Genomic DNA, 13,431 nt, shown 5'->3' on the forward strand with positions numbered 1-13,431 from the left:
CGACGACGCCGACTTCGTCATCCCTGCTTTCTGTCGATTGACAGGTCACGCATGCACCTTGGAAGAGCGGCCGGAGAGGCCGAGTAAGCAGACACCTTCGCCAGGCGCTGTATCCAAGCGTCAGATCTCCGCGGTCAGGTCATCGCTGTCAGCCAGCGGCAGCGAAACAGCTCAGCAGACGCGGTCGGCGACCGTCCGAAGATCTAACTGACCCCCGGCGCCGTGCTCGCCGCGAGCGCGGACGCAATCACAGATCCGCGATAGGGAGTAGCCGGCGCAGGTTTTTGACCAGGAGGAACAGATGAAGCGGATCGGTCGGCGAGGGCGCAAAACCAAAGTGAGCGTAGAAACGCCGGGCGTCGTCGTCCTTTTCATGGACCGCGAAGGCGCGGATACCGCCAGTCTCGGCGGCCTGTAGCGTGCGGCGCATAGCGTCTTTGAGCAAGCCCGCGCCGATCCCACGACGCTGGCAAGTGACGGCGACTGCGAGCCGGGCGAGCAGCATGATGAGCACGGGATGGCCGGCGAACCCCTTGGTCAGTCGCTCCGGAGCATCGTCATACGCCACCTCACCCACCACGAGGGTGTAGAAGCCGATCACCTCTTTATCATGCAGACCGAGATAGGTCTGCGAGGCGTTGGCCTGCTGATTGGTGAAGGCATAGCGCAGGAGGAAGCGATCGAGCGTCTCACGGCCGCTCAAGAACGCGTCGAGCAGATGGTCGCGCCGCAGCTTCTCGATCCGGAAGCCGACCGTCATGCAGAGTCGGGCGGATCGAAGGGCGTCGGCTCACGTAAGAGACGCTCGAGGCGCGGCAGCGCGCGGGGCGGCATCTCAAGCGCGGCCATGAAGGCGCTCCAGCGCTCGGCATTGAGCCCAAAGTGGCGCCGATCGGCCAGGGTCTCGTCGGCGCGCTCCAGTGCGCTGCTCAATACAAACTGGCCCACCGATTGGTGGCGCTCCCAGGCCGCAGCACTGAGCCGCGCCTTCGCCTCGGGCGTGAGCCGCAGATCGAGCTTCGTGCTTCGGGCTTGAGGGTTCGGCATGCTCGTCTCCAGTTGATCTATCTCCATGATATTCGACAGACATTGTCATGACAACACGCACTTCATTTCGTATCGGGTCCCGGTGACCGAAGAGCGCAAGCGGCCTCTGTGCACGATGGAAAGCTGGTCGCTTTCTGGGCGAGGCGCTTGCGCGCGACCATCCCTATGGCGGCATCTCGCCGCTGCACTATCGGGGCGGCGAGGAAAGACAGACAAACAGCACGGTCGTCAATCGTGCTGCCGTCGAGGAGGAAGAGCCGATCTCTGCTGCCGGGAGGTTGGACGATCCAGCGCCGTTACGGGCGGCAGCTCTGTGTCGCATTGCGGCCAATCACTGGCTGATTTTCAGTGTCAGCTCTGGGTCGTGACTTGTCACTCGTTGAGCCGCGAGCGACTTTCCGTTGTCAGGATTGAAGAGTCACCGCCTTTCGGGCGCTGGGTGACCGCTCATGGCCGTCCCTTACCCCCAGACCTTCCGGATACAGGAACCGCTCCTCGGGCCCAGATGCCAGTGATCAACCCAACAAACTCGATAGGTCTGACCAACCCCCATTCCCGGCCCCCCAGCCACGTGCCGCGACGCAGGTCCCCTGTCGCTTTATGACGCTCCGCTGCGCCCTCTCCTTCGTGATGACAGGAACTACCACTGTCGGCGGAGTACCGATCACGAATCAGTCAACCGGCAACGCGACGGCAAGGTGAGGCGACGACGAGGAGCCCGCCGCGGATCCCTCCGTCAGGCCGCAAGGTGCATGGGCTTAATCTGTTCAAGTGAATCGCCGAGCAGATCCTTCGCGCGTTCCAGATCCTAACGCTATTGAAGGTTCCTCCAGAGATCCACCTCGGTTCCGAAAAAGCGGGCGAGCCGCAGGGCGGTCTCGGCCGTGATCCCGCGCTTTTCGCGCACGATCTCGTTGATCCGTGCCGGAGTAACGCCGATCGCACGCGCGAGGGCGTTGCTGGAGAGGCCCAGCGGCAGCATAAAGTCCTCGCGCAGGATCTCGCCGGGGTGAATCGGGGGCAGTTTGTCGGTCATTGCAGTGGTACCCTAATGATCGTCGACGATCTCGACCTCCGTCGGCCCGTCGGCTGACCAGACGAAGCACACACGCCATCGATCATCGATCCTAGAAAGAGCAGTTGACCGCTTCGTGCACCGTGCAACCGATTGAGTGTTTGAACATCCCCAGCAAAATCTGAGCGCCTTGTGGACTCGACCAGCTCGCCCGATTCAGCTCCCGATGGTAACGCTCGAAGCGTCGCACCTCCCCGATCCTCATCACCCGCAGCGCCCCGTCACCGTGCGCGGTCCTTGGGCCAGCAACGTGCCGACCAACAGCACGCGCGCATGCTCCCGGGTCGGACGTGTGAACAGGCAGGCAAACGGCTGCAGAACGGATACAATCGAGGCAGGCAGAACGGGCATCGGCGGTCATGGATGGGGTTTTGGTCGACATCAGACCATATCGCCTGCCTCCCTTTGCCGCCAACTCAACCAATCTCAACATTACCCTTATGGGCATCACTCAGCTCTTCCTCCAAGGCCCGAAAACGGCCAAAGCCGAGCTAAAGCGACCCGTTTGACTCAACCAAAACGGAGGATGCGAGGCGGGCAGCCTAGCCGCGCTGCGCGCTCTCCCTCCCGGCCTTGACGGCTGGGTTTCTCGCGTAAGATCAATGAAGACACACCGCGACGACGGCCTTGTCCGAACCGCAATCCCGAGCGAGTCGACACCTGTCCCGAGCGCTTTGGCCTGGCTGCAGGTCTGGGTCATCGGCTCGGTCGCGGCCGTCTTGATGGTCATGATGGGCGGTGTGCATCCGGGCCCGCGCGCATTGGCGGGCGCGGCGATCACCGGGCTGTTCTTCTTGACCTGGACCTGGCGCCTCGCTCGCGGCTCGGGGGCGGATCATCGGGACCGCGGTTGGTTGTGGGTCTGGCTGGCTGTGTCGGGGTGGGTCGGGTTGCAGCTTCTGCCGTTGCCGCGGGCGGTCTTCGATTGGATCGGCGCCTATCCGCTCGATCTGCTCGCGCAGTATTCCGAGCTGCCGATCACCCGCCTTTCACCCAACATCTCCGCCACACTCGGATACTGGGGGATGTTTACGACCTATTGGGCTGCGGCCTCCTTGGTAGCGGCGCTGCCGCGGCGACAGCTGGCGGTGTTGGTGGGGATTCTGGTTGCGCTGGTTTTCGCCGAGGCCCTCTACGGATTCATTGCCCACATGGGGCGCTTCGAGACTGTCCTGGGGCTTTGGCCGGCGCCTGCCAATCACGGTGTCGTGGTCGGCACCTTTTGGAACCGCAACCACCTGGCGGGACTCCTGGCGCTCGGTTGGTCCCTCGGGATCGCGTATCTCTTGTTCGGCACCCGGATGCGCCCGGTGCGCGTTCATGAGGTGCGCTACCTTCTTGTCCTCATCTTCAGTCTGGTCATGGCCTTGGCCCTGTTTAATTCGCTGTCCCGCTTGGGGACGGCCTCGGCGCTCTTCGGGCTGTTCGTCTTCGTTCTGCTGGCGCGGGCGAATCGGGTCGGGCGGGTGGCCGGATTGGAGCGGTTGTGGCTGTTCTCGGCGGGGTTGGTGGCCTTGGGATTGGCGATCGCCTTCGGGCTCGCGCCGTTGTTGCTGAGGTACTCGACGGTTGTGACCGACACCGGCCGTTTGGAGGCGCTGCTTCCCCTGGGGCACCTGCCGGCGAAGACGTGGATCGCCGGCGCCGGCGCCGGCGGGTTCGAGGACATCTTCAAATTGGTTCAGCCGGCTTCGCTCGCCCCGACCTTCGACTATCTGCACAACGACTGGGTGCAGTTTGTGCTCGAATTCGGCGTGCTCGGGACCGTTCTGGTGTCGTCGGCGTTGGTGGTGTGGTGGTGGCGGGCGTGGCCGAGCCGCCTCAACCGGCTGCGCGCCGGCGCGGCCGGCGGGATCGCCGCGATCGCTCTGCATAGCTTGGGTGATTTCAACCTGCAGATTCCGGGCACCGCCTTCGTTTTCTGGGTGGTCGTCGGGGTTGTGTGCAACCGGGCGCTCGAGCGCGAGGACGCCGCGCTCAGCGACGCCAAGGCAAGAAGCCGAGCCAGCGGCGTCGGGCCGGCGCCGTTCGAGGGTCGGCGCGGGGCGCGAGGCTCACGAGATCCTCGCCGTTGAGCAAACGTCGCGGGTTCTCGCAGGTCAGCAATGTTGCTGCCTCCTCGCCCAGCCACTCGGCGACGCTGGCACGCCCGGCTGCCAGGGTGTCCGGGCTGCGCCCCGCCGCGCGATGCGCGTCCGAGGCGATCAGATGCACCCATCCCGACTCCAGCCAGCGCCGGCAGAGGCGCTGCATGCGCTCGCCGAAATCACCGCTGCAACTCTGTGCCGTGAGCTGTGCCTTGCATCCCCGGGCGATCCATTCCGCCAGTTGTTCCGGTCGTCGCGCAAGCCTCAGATTGCGCTCGGGATGGGCGATCACCGGCGTCACCCCGCGATAGAGGAGCTGCTCGAGGATGGTCTCAGCGCCCATCGGGATCGTGGCCTTGGGGAGCTCGATCAGCGCGGCCTTGCCGAGGTCGTTGTAGGTCATCGCGGCGCCGTCCAGCAACTGGCGCGGCAACTCGGGCACCAGATGCAGCTCGGAGCCGGGATAAACGCGAAGCGGGATACCGACCTCGAGCAGACATTTCTGCAGGTTTGCCGACGCTTGCCGAATCGCGTCGGCGGGGTTGTCGTAGACCCCGTTCAGGTGATGAGGGGTGCAGACGAGCTCCTCGATCCCGCTCGTGGACGCGGCGCGGGCCATGTCCAGGGCTGCCTCGAGCGTGTGCGCGCCGTCGTCGATCCCCGGGAGGATGTGGCAGTGGCAATCGATCATCGATTTCTATTCCAGTCCATTCCGTTGTGGGCCTGCTCCGCTCCTTCCAGTGCCCAGCCCCGCGAGCGGCCCCCTTCGTCAGGCAGCGCCTCGGGCCGCCGGTCGGTCATACGGGAAGCAATACTCGCGCCACAATCGGCCTAGTCGCGTGCAGACATCGACCGACATGCCGGTTCGGAACGAACGCGGCCCCTATGCTTCATCGTCTATACTTGGAGAACAGCGTTTCTTGACGTAAGCTCGCGAACATCAACACATGGATAGGAGATTTGAGATGCCGATGCGCCAATCCCGCGGACTTTCAGTCGTCGCGCTTCTCGTGTCCCTCGGCTTGTCGCTCGATGTCGGGGCGGCGGAGATCATCGGCAACCTGGCGACCGATCAGGCGGCAACGGTGACCGGGCAGGGCCTCGAGGTCAAGGTGCGACCCGGTCAGGATTACGTAGTGTTCTCCGGCGACAACATCCAAACCGTTGCTGGTGAGGGATTATCCGTTCTGACGATCCCCTGCAGGGGTATCGTCAAGCTCTCCCCGGATTCCGCGGCCAGCGTCGAGCTCTCGGATGGCCGCTATCTGCTCGCGGTAGCGCACGGCGAAGTCGGGTTCGAGGTCCACCCGGGCGCGAACGTCTTCCTGGTGAACGGCGACGGGCTGATCGATCTGGGGCAGGGTACGGGCAAGGGCGGTGTGGCCGTCTCCGCCGATGGCGAAGATGGTTATTTGGTGTTGGTCGATGCGTCGGGCGGCGTCCAGGTCATCCAGCTGCAGACGAGTGCCTTGGTCTACGAAGGTCAGCCGAAGATCGACATGATCGAGGCTAGAGCCGGTGCCGCCGGCGGCTCCGTCGGCGTTGCCGGCGCTACCGGCGCCGCGGGCGGCTCCGTCGGCGTTGCAGGTGCCGCCGGCGGTGCCGGTGCCGCTGGCTTTGGCGTTGCCGGCGCGGGTGTTTCCGGGGCCGGCATCCTCGGGGGCCTCGGTGCAGCCACCTTGCCGTTAGCGGTGACCGCGACAGTTGCCGCAGTCACGGTCGCCGAGACCGTGAGGAGACGGAACGATGACGCCGGGCCGGCGAGCCCGGTGGTCCCCTGATTCAAGGCGAGGCGGTGTTCCCGTGATCTCGAGTCGATCGGGCGGGCGCGCCGCGACCCACTCCGGGTGATCGTCTCGAGCGCCTTTACACCCTCCGAGTGCTTTGATGTCCTCTACTGCCGGTCTCTCGGCGTGCCTTTCCGCTCCGACGTATCCGCGACGAGAACCACTGGTTCACGGGCGGATCGCCTTAACGGTGTCTGAAGTGATGAGTCGTAAGCCCTTCGCCGGCTGGTGTGTGCCGTTGCTAGTGTCCGTGATCGCGCTCGCGGGTTGCGCGACTCCCCGGAGCGATGGATCGGACGCCGCCGCGGCCGCGTCGATTGCCGCGGAGGCACAGGCTCGTGCGGACCAGGCGCGGGTGATGGATCTCAATCGCCAGCTCACCATGGCTGCCGCGGCGCAATCCTCGAACCTCTCCAGCCACGACTACCGTCTGGGTCCGGGCGACGTGGTCAAGATCGAGGCCCCTCAGGCACCGGAGATCAATAGTCTCAGCGTGCGCATCACTGGTCCGGGCACCGTGAATCTGCCCCTGGTCGGGGAGATTCGCCTGGGGGGTCTCACCACCGCCGAAGCCGAGCAGGCGTTGATGCAGCGCCTGAGCAGGTACATCCATTCGCCCCAGGTTGCGATCTTCATCGACCAATATGCCTCCCAGGAGGTCACGGTGACTGGAGCGGTCGCCAATCCCGGCGTCTTTCCGATGCAGCGACCGAGGACCCTCTTCGAGGTGCTCTCCATGGCCGGCGGCTTGGCGCCGAATGCAGGCTCGACGGTCAGTGTGCGCACCGGGGTGCGCGATCCGCAAACCGGCCAGGTCGCGACCCATAACCTCATCGTCGACCTGCGCGACCTGGTGAAGGATCCGGGCGCCCAGGCGTTGGCCCTGCGCGGCGGCGACAGCGTCTATGTCCCGGAGGCAGGCGTCTTCTTCGTCGAGGGCGCGGTCGGCAAATCAGGCTCCTTCCCGCTGCGCCCGGACATGACCGTCCTCAAGGCGATCGCCATGGCGGGCGGAACGGATTGGACGTCGGTCGAGAAGAATATCCGGGTGATCCGGCACGACGGGACCGGGTCGCCTCGGGAGATTCCGGTCGACCTCGTCGCGATCCGCGATCTCGGGCAGGAGGATATGCTTCTCCAGGACGGCGACGTGGTGGTGGTCGATACCAACTATGCCAAGAAGGGCGCCGTGGTGATGTGGAACCAAGCGCTCAGAGTGCTCTCGCTCGGCATTCTCTACCAATAAAACACTCGAAAAGGACGATCGCGTGAAGCCTCTGCCGCCGCCCACCCCGTCAGCCTCGGCGCGGGTCCCCCAGTTGCGCCAGCCGGATCGGTTGGCGCCCTACGAGCCGCTGTATTACCCGGAGGCGGTGGAGGACGACGGCCTCGATTTGCGGGAGCTCTGGCGGATCGCGCTGAAGAATCGGCGAACCATCCTGCTGTTCGCCGCGATCGTCATCGTCACCGTGGCCTCCGCGACCCTCATCATGCGCCCGGTGTATCGGGCCACGACGGTGCTCGAGGTCTCGCCGCAGAGTCAGGGGATTGTTCAATTCCAGAATGTTCAAAGCACCACACAGGATTCGGCCACCTTTCAGCGCACCCAGATCGAGATCATCAAGAGTCGAGTCGTCGCCGAGGCCGTCGTCAAACGATTGGATCTCGGCGAACACCCGGCCTTCAACGGCGAGCTTCGGCAACGCGATCTTGCGGCCGGACTCCGCGAAATCTCCGGGATGCTGATTCGTCCGATCAAGGACGGTATCACTGGACTCTTCACCGGCGGTGCAGGGGGGCAGACCGCGAACGCCGATCTCTCCGGGAACAGTGCGGCCCCTTCCGAGGACCGCAAGATGCGTGCCCTGGTTGGCAGGGTACAAGGCGGCCTCACGGTGAACCCGATCCGCGCATCCAACCTGATCGAAATCAGTTTCGAGAGCCTCGATCGTCAACTCGCGGCCACCGTGACCAACGCGGTCGCCGACGCCTATCTCGCGCTCAGCGCCCGCAAGCGATTCGAGCTGTCGAGCGGCGCCGAGTCCTATCTCAAGAGCGAGATCGAGGAGCTACAGGGCAAGCTCGAGACCTCCGAGAAAGACCTTTACGCCTTCGCGCGCCAGAATCAAGTCGTGGATCTGGAGGACCGCAACAACATCATCGCAACCCGTCTGACCGAGCTGAACATCAACCTCTCCAAGGTCAAGGGCGAGCGGATCGCGGCCGAGTCGCTCTATCAACAGTTGGCGCAGGCGAACGTCGACAGTCTGCCGACCGTCCTGCAGGACAGCCGGATCACGGACCTCAAGGGCCAACTCTCCAGCCTGCGCGGCGAATACGCGCGCTTGGGCCAGACCTACACCTCCGAGTACCCGCGCATGCAGGAGCTGCAGCGCCAGATGGACGACATTCGAGCCACCCTGGAAAAAGAGCTCGGAGATCTCGTGGAGAGTCTGGAGGTGAATTACCGCCAGCTCGCCGATCGCGAGGAGCGGCTCACCCAAGCGGTCGAGCAGCAGAAGCAGGATCTTCTGGAGCTCCAGGATCGTGCCGTTCAATACAATATCCTCAAGCGCGAGTGGGAAACCAACAGCCAGCTCTACAGCGGACTGCTCGAACGCATGAAGGAGGTCGGTGTCGCCGCAGGCATGGAGCGCGACTCGGCCTCGGTCATCGACCGTGCGCTCGTGCCCAACGGCCCGTTCGCGCCCAGGCTCAGCAGAAATCTCGCGATCGCGACCGTGCTTGGCCTGATGGGCGGGATCGGGCTCGCGCTGCTCCTGAATCTTCTGGACAACAGCGTTCGAGACCCCGAGGAGGTGGAGCGCTTGGTGCACCTCGTCAGTCTCGGGTTGTTGCCGCGCGTCGATCCCAAGGCGAACGTGCCCAGCGTGCCGATCGAGCTGATGGCCCATCTGCAACGCGATCAGGGTCTTTCCGAGGCATTCCGGTCTATTCGCACCAGCCTCATGTTCGCGACCCCAGGGGGTGCTCCGAAGACTCTGATGGTCACCAGTGCCGTACCAGGGGAGGGCAAGAGCACCTCCTCGGTCAGTCTGGGCATCGTCCTGGCGCAGACCGGTGCCTCCGTCCTCTTGATCGACGGGGATCTGCGCAAACCGCGTCTCTACGGGATCTTCAATGTGCCGCGCGCCCCGGGGCTTACGGAATATCTGGTGCAGGGCGAGTCCGATGTCTTTTACCCGACGGCCATCGAAAATCTAACCCTGATGGTCGCCGGGACGCCGCCTCCGAATCCCGCCGAGCTTCTGAGCTCGGGCGCGACCGACCGGATGCTCGAGGAGATGTCGCGTCGGTTCGACTATGTGATCGTCGACAGCAGCCCCGTCATGGGACTCGCCGACCCTATCGTGCTGGCGACCAAGGTTAAGGGCGTACTTCTGGTTTCGGCTGCAGGATTGGTGAGCCGCGGTGCGTTGCGCGAGGCCGTGAAACGCTTGCGGGCGGTCGATGCACCCTTGGTCGGCTCCGTGCTCAATATGGTCGAGCCGCACAGCAGCGAGTACAACTACTACAACCGCTATTACTACAACTACGGTTCATACAAAGAGACGGCCCTGTATCGCGAGGTCGCCTGAGCCGAGGCGATGCGCAGACCGAAAACACTTGTTTCAGGCCCCCGGAGGCTGCACGACCAACCTTCGGCAGACGCCGTGTTTCCGATCGTCGGGGCGCCGTTCACAATACCGGCCGGTCGGGTGGACGAGGCCGGACGGGTGGACGAGGCCGGTAGGGTGGACGAGCGAGAGCGAAGTCCACCGAACCCCGCGCCGGCGCCGGTGGACTGCGCTGCGCTTGTCCACCCTACAACGCAACGTCATCGCGGTGGCCGGCGTTATGAGGCCGGTAGGGTGGACGAGCGAGAGCGAAGTCCACCGAACCCCGCGCCGGCGCCGGTGGACTGCGCTGCGCTTGTTCACCCTACAACGCAACGTCATCGCGGTGGCCGGCGTTATGAGCACCGCGCGATCGTCGGCATAAACGGCGGGGGTCGGCGTTTTCGGCAATGGCCTGAGTGCGATCCGCAGGGATCGTTCGCTCGGGGTCTCCTCCGTCCCTTCGACAAGGCGTCCGTAACCCGTGTCCCGTGCTCTCGCCATCGTCGCCTTGACCCTCTCTACCCTGCTCTGGGCGACGGCCGCCCTTCAGGGTTGGTGGGTGGATCGCCTGGCGGGAGAGGCGACACGCGATGCTCTCCCCGTCGATACCCTCGTCGATCCTGCGGCCCTGCCCACGCCGCCGCGTCTGCCTTGGAGCGGCGGCGAAGCCGCACGCGAATGGGCGCGTCGTCTCGTGCCCCTGTCAGGCGACACGTCCGAGCCTCGCGCGCTGTTGGAGGCCAGTCTACGCGAACGCCCCCTCTACGCCCCGATCTGGCTCGACCTCGCCGAGCTGCTTGCGTCTTCGGGTGATCAGGAGGGTGCCGCACGCAGTATTCGCGTCGCCCGCGCATTGTGGCCCGAGCGCGCGGTCCTGCAGCAGCGCGCAGCTTGGATGCAGGTCGTCTTGGGGCCGCCCGATGCGGCACTGGCCGCGCTCATGGACTATTGGGCGATTGCCCCCGGGGATGGGCTGCGGACATTAGGTCTCGCACGTCGTCTCGAGCCGGCGCCCGAGGCCCTGGTCGATGCTGCGGCGCACGTCTGGTCGCGTGCCCCGAACGAGGCCTCGGTGTATCAGCGTGGCCTCCTCGACCTCGCTCGCCGAGCCGGTGATTTGGCATTGGCCCAGGCCCTCTGGGCTCGGCTCGACGACAAGAGTCGCGCCTCGGAGGACCTCTTGTTTCCCTATCTTCAAATGCTCGCGACCCAAGGACGTCACGCGCAGGCCGATGCGGTTTGGGAGCAGGCGCTCGGTGAACCCCCCGGACTCGTCAACGGTCGCTTCGAGGAGCCGCTTGTGCCGCTCGGTCCCGACTTCAGGCCCGGTTGGGCCACGCCCGGGTGGCGCTATCACGCCACGGGCGACGGTTTCAGGATCGGCGTCGAAGGCCCGCAGGGCGATGCGCGGCACCACAGCCTGCGCATCGATTTCCTCGGCACCGAGAATGTCGATCTCGCTCAACCCAGCCAGATCATGCGCGTGCGGCCGGGCAGCTCCTACCGTCTGCGCGGCTACTGGTCAGGCGAGGACATCACGACGCGCTCGGGGGTCTTTGTCGAGCTTTACACCATCGCGACCCGTCCGGTGGTCCGGGCGCAAACCCCGCCGCGCCGGGGAAGCTGGGCCCGTGAACCCTTCGAGCTCGAGATCCAGGTACCGGAAGACTGTCTGCTCGTCACCATGCGGATTCGGCGCGTCGCGACCAACGCCCTGGACCGACGCTTGAGCGGGACACTCCGACTCGACACGCTTGAATTTCAGCCCCTGCCCAATGATTGACGACTGGCCACGACATCTCGCGCGGACCCTGGTGTCCGGCATCGCCACAGCCACGCTCGAGCAACAGCTCGATGCCCTATTGATTTGGCTGGGCAACCCGGACAATCCGAAAGTCGCTGCGCTTGACGAGGCGATTGCACGAACGGGACTCACGCGTTTGGAAGCCGCGAGGCGTGCCTACGACATCCTGGATCGTCTTCTCTTCGCGCGACCGAGCGGGTCTCCCGAACAGATCCTCGGCCTGCGCGACACGGCCGGCGTCGTGGCCGCGAAGCAGCGCTACCGCTGTTTGATCCAGGCTTACCATCCGGATCGTCACCCCGCGCGCGCCCTCGTGCACAACGAGCGCACCGAGCAGATCAATATCGCCTATGCCGCCTTCGAACGCGGCGCGTCGGCGTCCGGCCCCTTGTCGACGCGACAAACGGTCCGCGCTCGTCGCGGTCGATCACCGAAACAGGTCGATCCCTACCCCATGGGTGCCGCGAGGGTGAATCAGTCATTCGGCGCGCGACTGCGTCGGTACCTGGGCGGCGCCGAGTCCTTCCAGGTACGTTTCTTCGTCGGCTTGATCCTCTTCTGCGCCTTGATTCTGGCATCCTTGCTCTACCCCGAACCCTCTCCGCACCGGGTTGCGTCAGCGCGCGAGGTTACCGCGATGCCGGCGTCCGAGGCACGGCTCGACGGTGTTGAAAGGCCGGACGCCTCGTCGGACAATGCGATTCTGCGGCTCGATGCGCCGCCGACGGCGATTGCCCCGATACGCGCTCCAAACCCGACTCCGCCGGTCTTGGTTGCTGCACTCGCCGACGCTGGGACGGAGGCGATCAACAGGCCAACGCCCGATGCGCAGGTGCCGCCGCCAGCCCCTTTGGTTCCGCCTGGGCCCTGGCCCGAACCAATACGCGCACCTGAGCCGGCGCTTGTGCCCGAGCGCAAGGCGGTTGAGCGGCTTCCCCCGGCACCGACGCCGCCCCGCCTGCGCGCTGTGCCGCCCCCGGCGCTGTTCGATCAGTCCCGATCCCAAGTTGCAAGCCGCCCGGATGCGCCGGCTCTTCCGATTCGGGTTGCGCCGATCCGCCCGATACCGGCGCTCGACAGTGGGCACGCGTTGGGACGATCGCCGGATTCCTCGACCCACGAGCCCCTCGTCGAGGTCGACGCGCGCATGCGCGCCCCGTCCGCAGCGTCCGTGATTCCGCCGGTCGCGATGGCCAAAACGGCCGAGCATCCGACCAGCCCGGCGGTAACCGAGAGGGTGCGTCGGGCCGATCCCCCGGCGAGCCCTGCCGCGCAGGCACCGGCCCGATCGAAGGTTTCCGCAGACGCGCCCGTCCAGCCGCTTCGCAAGCGCCCCTCCGCGGTCGAGGAGACATCGAGTGCCGCGGCGGTCAAGACGCCGCCCGTGACCGGCAGGGTTCCGGGACCGACATCGACACCGCGCCGATCGCCCGTGGCGACATCCGAAACTCCCGAGATTCCGGGCTGCGAGCCGACAGCCGGTGTGCTCGATCGCTTCCGGAGTGCTTACAATGCAGGCGCACTCGACCGCCTCATGGCCCTCTACAGTGCGAATGCGCAAGAGAACGAGACACGCGGTCGGTCGGGCATCCGCCAGCTCTACGTGCGTTGGTTCGACCAAACCAGCGATCGTCGAATCGTCTTTGCCGGCACACGTATCCGCCCGGAAGGAAACGGCCGTTGCGGCGCACGGGCAGGGTTCAGCGTGAGTTATCGCGACGCCCAAGGACGCAAGATCGATCGCACGGGCACCATCGACATCCTGTTCGACGGTCGGGGGGCGGACGCTCGGATCCTGCGGATCGCGTACTGACGTTTCGGGGGCGGCCGTCACCGATCCGCTTTGAGGCAGACGGCGCGTTGACCGGATAGCGTTCGGGGGTAAATTGTTGCGTATTCACAATAAAAATTCACGGCTTGTGGTTTTCCCCTGAACCCGTTTAAATGTCGCTTTGTGTACTTGGGATCAAACTTTCCTCCCCTTGGTTACGCGGGATCTGGACAAAGGGAT

At 65.1% G+C, this 13,431-nt stretch carries 9 protein-coding genes and 1 pseudogene; 6 read left to right on the forward strand and 4 right to left on the reverse strand.

What is annotated here, in order from left to right; all coding sequences use genetic code 11:
- Positions 1-247: 247 nt before the first annotated feature.
- The 3 genes and pseudogenes from THIMADRAFT_RS01970 to THIMADRAFT_RS01980 all read right to left on the reverse strand — a co-directional run.
- Positions 248-760 (reverse strand): GNAT family N-acetyltransferase, encoded by a 513-nt coding sequence (locus tag THIMADRAFT_RS01970; RefSeq protein ID WP_007191267.1) that lies wholly within the window; start codon positions 758-760, stop codon positions 248-250.
- The gene (locus THIMADRAFT_RS01975; RefSeq protein ID WP_007191268.1) at positions 757-1,047 is read right to left on the reverse strand and encodes a type II toxin-antitoxin system TacA family antitoxin; all 291 of its coding nucleotides are present in this window, start codon (positions 1,045-1,047) and stop codon (positions 757-759) included. Before THIMADRAFT_RS01975 ends, THIMADRAFT_RS01970 begins: the two co-directional genes overlap by 4 nt.
- Before the next feature lie 817 nt (positions 1,048-1,864).
- Positions 1,865-2,083: pseudogene (locus THIMADRAFT_RS01980) on the reverse strand (HigA family addiction module antitoxin); the annotation flags it as partial.
- A gap of 641 nt (positions 2,084-2,724) precedes the next feature.
- On the opposite strand from THIMADRAFT_RS01980, the gene THIMADRAFT_RS01985 reads away from it, so the two are divergent.
- Positions 2,725-4,197, forward strand: coding sequence for an O-antigen ligase family protein (locus THIMADRAFT_RS01985; protein ID WP_007191271.1), 1,473 nt, complete (start codon positions 2,725-2,727; stop codon positions 4,195-4,197).
- Here the strand turns inward: THIMADRAFT_RS01985 and THIMADRAFT_RS25255 are convergent.
- A complete protein-coding gene (locus THIMADRAFT_RS25255) occupies positions 4,100-4,900 on the reverse strand; it encodes a tyrosine-protein phosphatase (protein WP_007191272.1) in 801 nt (266 codons plus the stop codon). The genes THIMADRAFT_RS01985 and THIMADRAFT_RS25255 overlap by 98 nt on opposite strands.
- A 274-nt stretch (positions 4,901-5,174) precedes the next feature.
- On the opposite strand from THIMADRAFT_RS25255, the gene THIMADRAFT_RS24320 reads away from it, so the two are divergent.
- The 5 genes from THIMADRAFT_RS24320 (at position 5,175) to THIMADRAFT_RS02015 (ending at position 13,233) form a co-directional block, all read left to right on the forward strand.
- On the forward strand, positions 5,175-5,990 hold the full coding sequence (locus tag THIMADRAFT_RS24320; RefSeq protein WP_007191273.1) for a hypothetical protein: 816 nt from the start codon (positions 5,175-5,177) through the stop codon (positions 5,988-5,990).
- A gap of 208 nt (positions 5,991-6,198) precedes the next feature.
- Entirely contained in the window at positions 6,199-7,242 is a 1,044-nt protein-coding gene (locus tag THIMADRAFT_RS02000) for a polysaccharide biosynthesis/export family protein (protein ID WP_007191274.1), read from the forward strand.
- A 22-nt stretch (positions 7,243-7,264) separates the two neighbouring features.
- The gene (locus tag THIMADRAFT_RS02005) at positions 7,265-9,595 is read left to right on the forward strand and encodes a GumC family protein (protein ID WP_007191275.1); all 2,331 of its coding nucleotides are present in this window, start codon (positions 7,265-7,267) and stop codon (positions 9,593-9,595) included.
- 502 nt (positions 9,596-10,097) lie between these two features.
- Entirely contained in the window at positions 10,098-11,399 is a 1,302-nt protein-coding gene (locus THIMADRAFT_RS02010) for a tetratricopeptide repeat protein (RefSeq protein WP_007191276.1), read from the forward strand.
- A complete protein-coding gene (locus tag THIMADRAFT_RS02015; RefSeq protein ID WP_007191277.1) occupies positions 11,392-13,233 on the forward strand; it encodes a J domain-containing protein in 1,842 nt (613 codons plus the stop codon). The genes THIMADRAFT_RS02010 and THIMADRAFT_RS02015 overlap by 8 nt, the downstream gene beginning before the upstream one ends.
- The last annotated feature ends 198 nt before the right edge of the window (positions 13,234-13,431 follow it).

Origin of the sequence: Thiocapsa marina 5811 (assembly GCF_000223985.1) — a bacterium.
In the GTDB taxonomy this organism is placed as follows: domain Bacteria; phylum Pseudomonadota; class Gammaproteobacteria; order Chromatiales; family Chromatiaceae; genus Thiocapsa; species Thiocapsa marina.

What these genes read in the sequence shown, in the direction of transcription:
- THIMADRAFT_RS01970 (WP_007191267.1), bottom strand. Translation starts at nt 760, where the DNA reads ATGACGGTCGGCTTCCGGATCGAGAAGCTGCGGCGCGACCATCTGCTC.
- THIMADRAFT_RS01975 (WP_007191268.1), bottom strand. Translation starts at nt 1,047, where the DNA reads ATGCCGAACCCTCAAGCCCGAAGCACGAAGCTCGATCTGCGGCTCACG.
- THIMADRAFT_RS24320 (WP_007191273.1), top strand. Translation starts at nt 5,175, where the DNA reads ATGCCGATGCGCCAATCCCGCGGACTTTCAGTCGTCGCGCTTCTCGTG.
- THIMADRAFT_RS01985 (WP_007191271.1), top strand. Translation starts at nt 2,725, where the DNA reads ATGAAGACACACCGCGACGACGGCCTTGTCCGAACCGCAATCCCGAGC.
- THIMADRAFT_RS02000 (WP_007191274.1), top strand. Translation starts at nt 6,199, where the DNA reads ATGAGTCGTAAGCCCTTCGCCGGCTGGTGTGTGCCGTTGCTAGTGTCC.
- THIMADRAFT_RS02015 (WP_007191277.1), top strand. Translation starts at nt 11,392, where the DNA reads ATGATTGACGACTGGCCACGACATCTCGCGCGGACCCTGGTGTCCGGC.
- THIMADRAFT_RS25255 (WP_007191272.1), bottom strand. Translation starts at nt 4,900, where the DNA reads ATGATCGATTGCCACTGCCACATCCTCCCGGGGATCGACGACGGCGCG.